This window comes from Candidatus Thermoplasmatota archaeon (assembly GCA_035541015.1).
GTDB lineage: Archaea > Thermoplasmatota > SW-10-69-26 > JACQPN01 > JAIVGT01 > DATLFM01.
Genome location: DATLFM010000099.1, coordinates 1 through 9,723, shown reverse-complemented (window position 1 = coordinate 9,723; position 9,723 = coordinate 1). Strand labels below are relative to the sequence as shown.

Here is a 9,723-nt window from a genome sequence, read left to right as displayed (position 1 = left end):
GTGCCCGCGCGCCGGCGCGCGAAGGGCGGAAAAGGCGGTCGCGGTGGCAAGTAAGGCGCCGCCCCGCCAACGGGGCGCCCGCGCCAAGGGCCCCCGCCGCGGCCGCGTGCCGCAGGGCGCCCGCAAGCGCGCCCGGCCCGCGCAGCGGATGGGAACGCAATCGTGGAAGGCGGCGAGCATGCCCTCGACGCGCCCGCGCGACGTCCCGAAGGTCCGCCGCGTCTCCGCCGCCGCCGCAAAGCCTTCGGGCGTCCCGCGCCAGCGGGCCGCCGCGCGCCGCGCAACGGATCGAGCGAAAATCCGGTCGAAGGCCGGCGCAAGGCGTCGACCGTAGCGCTCCTGCGACGTCCCCGAGCCGGGAGCGCCCTTCCATGGATAGCCATTGTTCCACGTTCGTTGCCCACCCCGCCACGGCTTCGCGGAAACCGTTAAGTGGCCAAACGCCTCGTCGTGGCCCATGAGGTCAGGGCAGGCGACGGTCGCCGGCGTCCTCCTCGTGGCGTGGCTTTCCGCCGGCTTGGCCCAAGCGGCTGCCGTCGAGCCCGACGCGCAGGAACGCGCGCGGCCTTCTCCCGTCTCCGTCGAGCCGATCGTGCTTGCGCCGCCTCCGGACCTTGCGCCCGCGCTTCCGGAAACGACCGCTTCGCCCCCCGCCTCGGTTGCAGCGCCCAGCGCGTCGGAGACAAGCCACGAGACAAACGCGAAGACCGCCCCGCTGTGGGCCACGATGCAAGGCCAAAGCGCGCCGGTCCTTGCCAACGCCGCCGACGCGGCCGCCCCCGCCATCGCCCCCACCGTTGCCGCGACGCGACACGCCGGCGTCCTTTGCCGGCAACGCGAGTCGCACGCGCAGCCGGTGCTGTCCGAAGCGCGGCAACGGTTCCATAGCGACTGGCTGCAGGACGCCTGCCGCGTCCTGCCCGCCGACCGCGCCCCGCTTGCGCGCGGCACGACGCGAGACGTTCCGGCCGCGGCGCCCACCCGGGAGGAGCCCGCAGCCGCCCCGACGTGGCTTGCAAACGCCGCTTCCGAAGGTTCCCTCGAAGGCGCCGCTTCGGGACGCGAGCGCCCGCCGGCGGCTGCACCTGCGGGACCGGGCTTGTCCGCGCAGACGCGAGCCATGGCGGGAACGGGGCTTGGCGCCGACGCCGTGCCGTTTGCCCTGCTTGCCGGGTCGGCCCTGCTTCTTGCGTGGGCGCTCTACCGTCGCCTTTCGCGCGAGGACGTGTTCTCCTCGTCCACGCGGCAGGCCGTGTACGAGCGCGTGCTGGCCAAGCCCGGCACGACCGCGGGCTCGCTTGCCGCAAGCCTTGGCGTCGAGCACCGCACGGTGGTCCACCACCTGCGCGTGCTGCGCGAGTTCCATCTCGTCGAAGCCTCGCGCGTGGGCGCGCGCGTGCGCTACTTCCGCAACGGCGGTTCGTTCCCGGAGGCCAAACGCCGCGAAGCCGTGGCGCTCTTGCACCCGGCAAGCCGACGCGTGCTCGACGCGCTTAGCGTGGATCCTGGCCAAAGTCTGTCGGGCCTTGCCGCGGCCACGGGGCTTCCGCGCAGCACGGCCCGTTGGCACCGCGACCGGCTGCGCGCCTTTGGCTTGCTTGCGAAATCGGACCGATCGAGCTAGTAGGCCCACCAGTACACGGCGGCTGTGCCCGGCGCGCCGGAGACCGACAACGTGCTGTGGACAAGGCCGCCTTCGTGGGCGTGCCCCGTGCACGCGGGGGGTTGTCCGGGGGGCCACACGCAGCGGTAGACGTGGTGGTCGTGGTCGTTTGTGACGACAAGCTCCATCCTCGTGTCGGGGCTCTTTGCCAGCACGATGGGGCATCCGCGCCCGCACCAGATGTCCATCGTGCTTTGCGCAGCCGGGCCAGGCGTCGCGACGGCTTGCACGCGCGCCTCTTCGGTCACAGGCGGCGGAGCGGGAACCGCAGGAAGGGCGGCGGTCGCGACGAGGGCCACGGCGAGCACGAGAATCGGGCGCATGGTCGCCGACGGCAGCGCGCCTTGATGGCAATTGTTCCAGGTTGGTCGCCCACCGTCGCGTCACACGGCCGCCACGACGAGCCCAAAACGCTTAAATCCGGGGTCCCAATCCGGGCCCGATGGCCGTCCGCGACGTGAAGCCCACGCGCTCCGAGCTCATCGAGCTCAAGAAGAAGATCAACCTCAGCGTGAAGGGCCACAAGCTCCTCAAGATGAAGCGCGACGGCCTCATCATGGAGTTCTTCAAGCTGCTCGACGAGGCCAAGGCGCTCCGCTCGCGCATGGCCGGCAACGACCGCATCGCGCGCGAGAAGCTCGCCGTCGCCTACGCGGTCGAGGGCTCGGTCGCCTTGAAGAGCGCCGCGCTTGCGCTCGTGGCGCACCCCGAGATCCAGCTTGCCCGCAAGAACCTGATGGGCGTCGTCGTTCCGGACATCAAGGGCACGACCGTCCGCTCGCGAGCCGACCAGCGCGGCTACGGCATGCTTGGGACAAGCGCCCACGTGGACGAGGCCGCCAAGGCGTACGAGCAACTCGTGGCCGACGTCGTGAAAGCCGCCGAGCTCGAAACGTCCATGAAGCGCCTCCTCGACGAGGTGGAGAAGACCAAGCGCCGCGTGAACGCGCTCGAGTTCAAGGTCATCCCCGAGCTTCAGGAGACCCGCAACTTCATCTCGCTTCGGCTCGAGGAGATGGAGCGCGAGAACATCTTCCGCCTGAAGAAAATCAAGGCCAAGGGCGAGGCGGCCGGGATTCCCGCCGCCTAGTCAGGCTTGCGCCGTGGCGGGCAAAAGCTCGAGGAGCTTGGCCATCCGGCGCCCGCAGCACCGGGGAACGATCTTCGGCGAACCTTCCACGGGTTCGAAATACCCGCACGCACGGCAATGGAACAGCGCTTGCAGGACTTCCATCGGCTTCGCCATTTTGTCATCGCCGCGGCGAGGCTTAGCGGATGAGGGACTACCGACGGTGTTCAGGCGGTACGAACGTGGTGCGTGTCGCCCGAAGGCACGACGGTTCGAACCTCGATCCAAGAAGTTCATGTTCCCGCGAACGCACGAACGCTCATGCCATCCTCCCGCGCCCCCTTGAGCCTTGCAGGGTTCCTCCTCTTCCTGCTTGGGATCGTCCTTGCGGTCGCCTATGCGGGGAGCCGCCAGAGCCCCCTCCGCCGGCGTTGAAGCTTACTCCTCGTCCGCCCGCAAAGACGCCAGGACCGACAGGTCCTCGAGCGTCGTCACGTCGCCGGACACCGCGCCCGTAGCGGCAAGCTCGCGCAACAGACGGCGCATGATCTTGCCGCTGCGCGTCTTGGGCAGAGCGTCGGCGAACCGGATTTCTTCCGGTCGGGCGAGCGCGCCCAGTTCCTTCGAAACGTGCGCGCGCAACGCGTCGGCAAGCGGCGGGCCCGCCGCGACGCCGGCCCGCGGCGTCACGAAGGCGACGATGGCCTCGCCCTTCACCGCGTCGGGTCGTCCCACCACGGCCGCCTCGGCGACCTGCGGGTGGGAAACGAGCGCGCTCTCGATCTCCATGGTTCCAAGGCGGTGCCCCGACACCTTGATCACGTCGTCCACGCGCCCGAGGATCCAGAAGCGTCCTTGCTCGTCGCGGCGCGCGCCGTCGCCCGTGAAGTAGTACGGGCCCTCGGGTCCGCGCACCTGGCTCCAGTACTGTTTGACGTACCGCTCGTCGTCCCCGAAGACCGTCCGCAGCATCCCCGGCCAGGGGCGGCGGATCACGAGGAAGCCTCCCTGCCCGGACGCGACTTCGTTCCCCTCGCGATCGACGACGGCCGCGTCGATGCCCGGAAGCGGGAACGTCGCGCTGCCCGGCGGCGTGGCGACGGCCCCGGGCACGGGCGCGATGCAGATGCCGCCGGTCTCCGTCTGCCACCACGTGTCGACGACCGGGCAGCGGTTGCCGCCGATCACGCGCCGGTACCAGCTCCACGCTTCCGGGTTGATGGGCTCGCCCACGGTGCCAAGGAGCCGCAGGCTCGAGAGGTCGTGCCTGCCCGGCCACGCTTCCCCCAGGCGCACGAACGTGCGGATGGCCGTGGGCGCCGTGTACAGCACGGTCACGCGCCGGCGCCCGACGATGTCCCACCAGCGGTCGGGCGCGGGCGTCGTGGGCGCGCCCTCGTACAGGACCACCGTCGCGCCGTTGGCAAGCGGCCCGTACACGAGGTACGTGTGGCCCGTCACCCAGCCCACGTCGGCCGTGCACCAGTAGACGTCGTCGTCCTTAAGGTCGAACACCCAGCGCGTGCTGGCCGCGGCGTGCGTGAGGTATCCGCCGGTCGTGTGGAGCACGCCCTTGGGTTTCCCCGTCGAGCCCGACGTGTAGAGGACAAAGAGCGGATGCTCGGAATCCCACGCGCTAGCCTCGTGGCGCGTTGGAGCGGCCTCCAGGGCCTCGTGCCAGTAGCGGTCGCGCCCGGCGCGCATGGGAACGTCCGCCCCGGTGCGGCGGACCACGAGCACCGACTCGACCGAGGGCGACTTCGCAAGGGCGGCGTCCGCGTTGGCCTTGAGCGGAATCACGGCGCCTTTGCGATACCCGCCGTCGGCCGTGACGAGCACTTTGGCGCGTGCGTCGTTCATGCGGTCGGAGAGGGCGTCGGCCGCAAAGCCTCCGAAGACGACCGTATGCGGGGCGCCGATGCGCGCGCAGGCGAGCATGGCGACGACGGCTTCCGGGACAAGCGGCAGGTAGATGGCCACGCGGTCGCCCGCGCGCACGCCAAGCTGCGAGAGCGCGCTTGCCGCTTGGCTTACCTGCCCGGCAAGATCGCGGTAGGTGATCACGCGCTCGTCGCCGGGCTCGCCCTCCCACACGATGGCGCGCTTGTCTCCGCGTCCCTCGCGCACGTGGCGATCGACGCAGTTGACGGCTGCGTTGAGGCGGCCGCCCACGAACCACCGCGCGCGCGGCGGGTCCCAGTCGAGCACGCGGTCCCAGGGCCTCTCCCACGCAAGGCGGGAGGCTTCCCGCGCCCAGAGCGCCTGCGGGTCGCCTTCGCCCAGGGCGCGCGCCGCCTCGTAGGCCTCCTGCGTCAGGTTCGCGCGCGCGGCGAAGGAGGGCGGCGGGGGAACCGCTTCGCCCGCGTGGAGGACGCTCTCGATCTCGGCCATCCGACGCCCGGACAAGAGCCGGGCGCGGCAAAAGCTTATCCGCCGGAGCGGAATCGGGCCTGCGTGGGCTACTTCGAGCGGACGTTCGAAGCCATCTGGACGAACCCCGAGCGCAAGGCCATCTGGTTCCGGCGCCTGTGGTGGCTGTCGCTCGTGTACCTGTCCTTCGGGTACGTTGCAATGATCCTCATCTTGGCCGGCGCCAAGATCGGCTTCTGATCCTGTCAGGGAGCCCAAGGCTTCCCGTCGGCCGTTTGCAGCTTCGCCTGCGCGACGGGCGTCTCGACGCCGCAGTCGGCGCACAGGAATTCCGTTCCGACGAGCTTGCCTGCGTGGCGGATCGTCTCCACGGCGTAGCCGCTGTACAGGCGGCGACCGCAGGAAGCGCATTCGAACGTGAGCCACGTGAGGGCCATGGGCGGGCAAAAGCCGCCCGGCCGGGAAAAAGATTGGGGCGCCCGCGAGGGATAGCTTGAAGGGGTCCCGCCCGGGTTGCCGCGCGTGCAGCGCGCCCTCGTCCCGGCCCTCCTCGTTTTCCTCCTTGCGGCCCCCGCCGCGCAGGCCGCAACCGTCGAGGGGGCCGACGTCCGGTTGTACGTTCCCGAGGCAGGCGAAAGCACGCTCCTGCAGACCCATCGCGTTGTGCCGCAGGGGATCGAGAGCCTCCCCGTGGGCATTCCCGCGGGCTACTCGGTCGTACAGGTGCTCGTCGACGGCCGCCCGGTCCCGTGGCACCGCGCGGCGCACGACCGCGTGCTCGTGCACGTGCCCGACGACGCCGCGCGCGCCGACGTCATCGTCGTGACCGTGCAGGCCACGCGGGAGGCCGCCCCGGGCCCCGTCTCGCCGCAGCTCCTCCTGCCGCTTGGAGCGGCCAGCGCGACCGCGCGCATCGAGGCGCCCGAGTCGCTGCACGCGACGATCGACGGGCAGGCGCTGCGCCAGCGGGAGTACGCGGACCTCGCTCCCGGCGCAGTCTTGTCGCTGGACGTTCGGCACGCCAGCTTGGGGCTCGCGCTTCCGGCCATCCTCGGGGCGCTCCTTGCCCTCGTGCTCGCGGGAACGCTCCTCGTGGCGGCGCGCGACCGACTCCGCGCAACGGAGCCCATGGGCTACCTCGGCCACCTGCGCGAGCTCTCCTTCCGCCTCAAGGTCGTGGTGGCCGCCGTGTTGGCGCTCACCTTCTTCACGCTGAGTTTTGCGATCGTTCCCACCGCCATTCTGGGCGCGGTCCTGCCCGTGCCGCAACCGTCGTTCACCGACAACCTGGCCGCGCGCGCCTTCCGGGAGATCGTGGCCTCCACCGTTCCCCCCGGCGTGGAGGTGATCGTGACCTCGCCGGTGGCCGGCGCGCTTGCGCAGATCGAGGTCGCCTTGGTGCTCGGGCTCCTTCTTGCCTCGCCGGTCGCGGGCTACCAGGCGGCAGCCTTCCTGGCGCCTGCGCTTGCCGCCTCGGAACGCCGGTTCCTCCTGCGGCTGATTCCGGCGGTCACGGGCTTGTTTGCCGCCGGGGCGGCGTTCGCCTACTACCTTCTCGTTCCCACGATGCTGGGCATCCTCTACCTCTTCACCGAGGGGATCGGCGCGCGGCCGCTTGTCACGGTCGACGCGCTCGTGGGCTTTGTCGTCGTGATCGTCGGCATCTTCGCGTTCGCGTTCCAGCTGCCCGTGCTCATGTGGGCCGCCTCGCGGCTGGGCTTCGTGTCGTACGGAACGATGGCGCGCCTGTGGCGCCACGCCGTGCTTGCGATCGTGGTCCTCGCCGCGATCGTCACGCCCGATCCAACGCTCGTGGGCCAGGCGATCGTGGCCGTGCCGCTGTGCGCGCTCTACGGCGTGGGCCTTCTCGTCGCGCGGCGGGGCGAGCGCGCCCGCGCGCCCGCGGCCTTGGCGCTTCCGGTTCCCTAGCCCGAGGCTTGGACGCCCGGGCCGACGTTGCGCCCGCTCGTCATTGCTGCTGCCACCAGCAGGACTGGCGGTTGTTGTCGGGATCCCGCACCGTGTAGCAGCAGCGGGACCAGCCCCATCCCATGTACGTACAGTTCTGTTCCTGCCACGTGCTCGATCCGGGCGCGCACGCCGCTGCCCATCCCGCAAGCGCCAGGACCGCCGTTGCAAGCAAAACGGGGATCAACACGCGAGCCCGACTCGTTTGGATGTCGTCGCTCATTTCCTCACCGCGCAAGTAGGTGCGCGCCTTTCCTTGGGGGCGGAGCACCAAGAAGCTTTTCTGCCGACGTTTGGACAGCGTGGCGGCTACTCCAGCTTCTCGCCCAGGAGGCGTCGGAGCTCCTCGGGGCTCTTGCCGGCGTCGTCGATGCCAAGCTCCCGCGCGGCGCGCCGCAGGCGCTCGTCGGAAAGAGCGCGCTGGGCGTCGAGGTGGCCGCGCGGGACGGCGTCCCCGGGCCGGCTCTCGAGCCCCTGCTCCCGTCGCACGTTCCGGTCGAACTCGCGCGCGGCCGCGTCGAACTGGGCCCGGGCGCGGCCGAGCTGCCGCGCAAGCTCGGGGATCCGGTCGGCGCCAAAGAGCAGAAGCGCGAGGACCGCGATGACGAGGATCTCGGTGGCGCCGACGTTGAGGAAGGAGAGCATCACCACGGGAACACCTCGACCGTCTCGCCCTTGTCCACGAGATCCACGTTCTCGGGGATGAGGATGTACCCGTCGGACTCGGCCATGCTCGTGAGCGCGCCCGACTCCTTGTACGTGCTGAACGCCTCGCCGTCCCGCACGCGGACCGTGAGGATCTGCAGGCGGCCGAGGCTCGAGGAGAGGCGCTCGCCCATGCGCGCGGGGAAGCTGCGCCGCGGGGGGTCGGGCGCGCCCGACAGGCGCCGCAGGACGGGCAGCAGAAACAGGTACGCGTTCGTGAGGCAGCTCACCGGGTAGCCGGGGAAGCCGAGGAGAAGCCTGCCGTCGACGACGGCGCCAAGCATCGGCTTGCCCGGCTTCACCTGCACGCCGTGGAACAAGAGCGTGCCGCGGCGGCGGACGAGGTCCACGACAAGATCGCGCTCGCCCACCGACGACCCGCCCGAGAGCACGACGCAATCGGCCTCGCGCGCGCGGTTGAGCGCCCGTTCGAGCGCCGGGAGCGAATCCTCGACGGCGCCCCACGTGAGAGGCTCGGCGCCAAACCGCGCGACGAGCGAGGAGAGCGTGAACGTGTTGCTGTCGTAGATGGCGCCCTCGCGAAGCGGCGAGCCGGGCGCGACGACCTCGCTGCCCGTCGGCAGGACGGCCACGCGCGGCCGAGCCACGACGTCCACCTGCGAAAGGCCCAGGCTCGCCAGCACGCCCACCTTCGCCGGGTCGAGCACGGCGCCGGCGACCAGGACGCGCGATCCCGCGGGCACGTCCACGCCCGCCGCGCTCACGTTGCGGTGCGGGTAGACGGGCACCTCCACGTGCACCTCGCCGTCGCGCGCTTGCGCGTCCTCCACGCGGACGACCGCGTCGGCGCCCGGCGGCAGCTTCGCGCCCGTGGCGATCTGGATCGCCTCGCCCGGCCCCACGGCTCGAACGGGCGCGTCGCCGGCGTGCAGGACGCCCGCGAGGCGCAACCGCCGGGGGCTCGTGCGCGTGGCGCCGAAGGTGTCGTGGGCGAGCACGGCAAAGCCGTCCATGGCCGCACGCGCAAACGGCGGAACGTCGATCGACGCGACGACGTCTCGAGCGAGCACGCGGCCGACCGCGGCCGAGAGCGCCACCCGTTCGAGGCGCTCGATGCGCCTCGCGTTGGCCAAAAGAAGGTCCAGCGCCTCGCGCGCGCTGAGGAGCGCCTTGAACGGCCGCATGCCCGCGTGGGGATCCATGGCTCGCATGCGCGCGATCGGGCTTCGAACTCAAAGGGGGTACTTAATGATGAAGGGGCTTCCGGCGCGAGGCGAAGGAACGTTCTTCTAGTCCCACCGGGTTCCCGCGGCCCGATGGGCCGGCTCCGGCGAGACAAGAAGGACGCCGCGGAAAAGCGAGCCTCGGCGCTCGCGCGCCACGCGCGCGGCGGCACGGCGCCCGAGACGGCGCCCGAACCCCCGGAGCCGGACGACCTCGCGAACCTTCCCGACTACGACGAGGACGAGGAAGCGCGCAAGGCCGGCGAGGACGAATGGGACGAAGACGAGGAGGACGACGAGGACGAAGCGGGGGACGACGAGGAGGCCCTCGTCGACGGATCCGAGGCCGGCGCGGCGCAGACCCTCGACGCGCGCGAAGTTCCCACGGCGCTCGAGGTCGCCTGCCCAACGTGCGGCGAGGACACCATGCACGACGTGCGGAAGGGCACGGTCGGGCGACGCGGCGGGGTTACGTACGACGTCGTCGCGACCTGCCAGGAGTGCGGCACGACCCACCACGCCCTCGTGAAGCGTGCCGGCGAGGCCGACGTGCACGTCATCGTGAGCCGCGGCCCCGCTTCGGAACGGCGGTCCATCCGCCTGCCGCGCGACGACTGGGTGCAGGTGGGCGACGAGCTCTCGCTTCCCGACCAGAGCGTGCAGGTCATGGGCCTGGAGGACGCTTCGGGCCTTCGGGTGCAAGGCGGGCGCGTGCGCGACCTGCAGACGATCTGGGCGCGCCACTTCGACTCGCTCGTCGTGCG

At 71.2% G+C, this 9,723-nt stretch carries 11 protein-coding genes; 5 read left to right on the top strand and 6 right to left on the bottom strand.

From position 1 onward, the window contains the following. The first annotated feature begins 457 nt into the window (after window positions 1–457). Window positions 458–1,624, top strand: a complete 1,167-nt coding sequence (locus VM681_09675) for a helix-turn-helix domain-containing protein (protein HVL88253.1) — start codon at window positions 458–460, stop codon at window positions 1,622–1,624. On the opposite strand, the gene VM681_09670 is transcribed toward VM681_09675, so the two are convergent. Further along, window positions 1,621–1,986: a hypothetical protein gene (locus tag VM681_09670; GenBank protein ID HVL88252.1), complete on the bottom strand. Its 366-nt coding sequence runs from the start codon at window positions 1,984–1,986 to the stop codon at window positions 1,621–1,623. The two genes, VM681_09675 and VM681_09670, sit on opposite strands and share 4 nt — an antisense overlap. A gap of 119 nt (window positions 1,987–2,105) precedes the next feature. Here VM681_09670 and VM681_09665 point away from each other — a divergent pair, with 119 nt between their 5' ends. Further along, a complete protein-coding gene (locus VM681_09665) occupies window positions 2,106–2,753 on the top strand; it encodes a V-type ATP synthase subunit D (GenBank protein ID HVL88251.1) in 648 nt (215 codons plus the stop codon). Between the two features lie 417 nt (window positions 2,754–3,170). Here VM681_09665 and acs read toward each other — a convergent pair whose 3' ends face one another. Beyond that, window positions 3,171–5,123 (bottom strand): acetate--CoA ligase, encoded by a 1,953-nt coding sequence (acs, locus tag VM681_09660; GenBank protein ID HVL88250.1) that lies wholly within the window; start codon window positions 5,121–5,123, stop codon window positions 3,171–3,173. Window positions 5,124–5,186: 63 nt separating this feature from the next. Here acs and VM681_09655 point away from each other — a divergent pair, with 63 nt between their 5' ends. Then, a complete protein-coding gene (locus VM681_09655; GenBank protein HVL88249.1) occupies window positions 5,187–5,342 on the top strand; it encodes a hypothetical protein in 156 nt (51 codons plus the stop codon). Window positions 5,343–5,347: 5 nt separating this feature from the next. Here VM681_09655 and VM681_09650 read toward each other — a convergent pair whose 3' ends face one another. Then, on the bottom strand, window positions 5,348–5,539 hold the full coding sequence (locus VM681_09650) for a hypothetical protein (protein ID HVL88248.1): 192 nt from the start codon (window positions 5,537–5,539) through the stop codon (window positions 5,348–5,350). Window positions 5,540–5,624: 85 nt separating this feature from the next. Between VM681_09650 and VM681_09645 the strand changes: the two genes are divergently transcribed. Further along, window positions 5,625–7,031, top strand: coding sequence for a twin-arginine translocase subunit TatC (locus VM681_09645; GenBank protein ID HVL88247.1), 1,407 nt, complete (start codon window positions 5,625–5,627; stop codon window positions 7,029–7,031). 40 nt (window positions 7,032–7,071) lie between these two features. Here the strand turns inward: VM681_09645 and VM681_09640 are convergent, their stop codons facing one another. The 3 genes from VM681_09640 to glp all read right to left on the bottom strand — a co-directional run bounded on the left by VM681_09640 (window position 7,072) and on the right by glp (window position 8,947). Then, window positions 7,072–7,293: a hypothetical protein gene (locus VM681_09640; protein HVL88246.1), complete on the bottom strand. Its 222-nt coding sequence runs from the start codon at window positions 7,291–7,293 to the stop codon at window positions 7,072–7,074. A gap of 86 nt (window positions 7,294–7,379) precedes the next feature. Beyond that, window positions 7,380–7,715, bottom strand: a complete 336-nt coding sequence (locus tag VM681_09635; protein ID HVL88245.1) for a twin-arginine translocase TatA/TatE family subunit — start codon at window positions 7,713–7,715, stop codon at window positions 7,380–7,382. Then, complete coding sequence (gene glp / locus VM681_09630) at window positions 7,715–8,947, bottom strand: gephyrin-like molybdotransferase Glp (GenBank protein ID HVL88244.1); 1,233 nt, start codon at window positions 8,945–8,947, stop codon at window positions 7,715–7,717. Before glp ends, VM681_09635 begins: the two co-directional genes overlap by 1 nt. 105 nt (window positions 8,948–9,052) lie before the next feature. Between glp and VM681_09625 the strand changes: the two genes are divergently transcribed. Beyond that, a partial coding sequence (locus VM681_09625) for an HVO_0476 family zinc finger protein (GenBank protein ID HVL88243.1) occupies window positions 9,053–9,723 on the top strand: 671 nt, incomplete at its 3' end.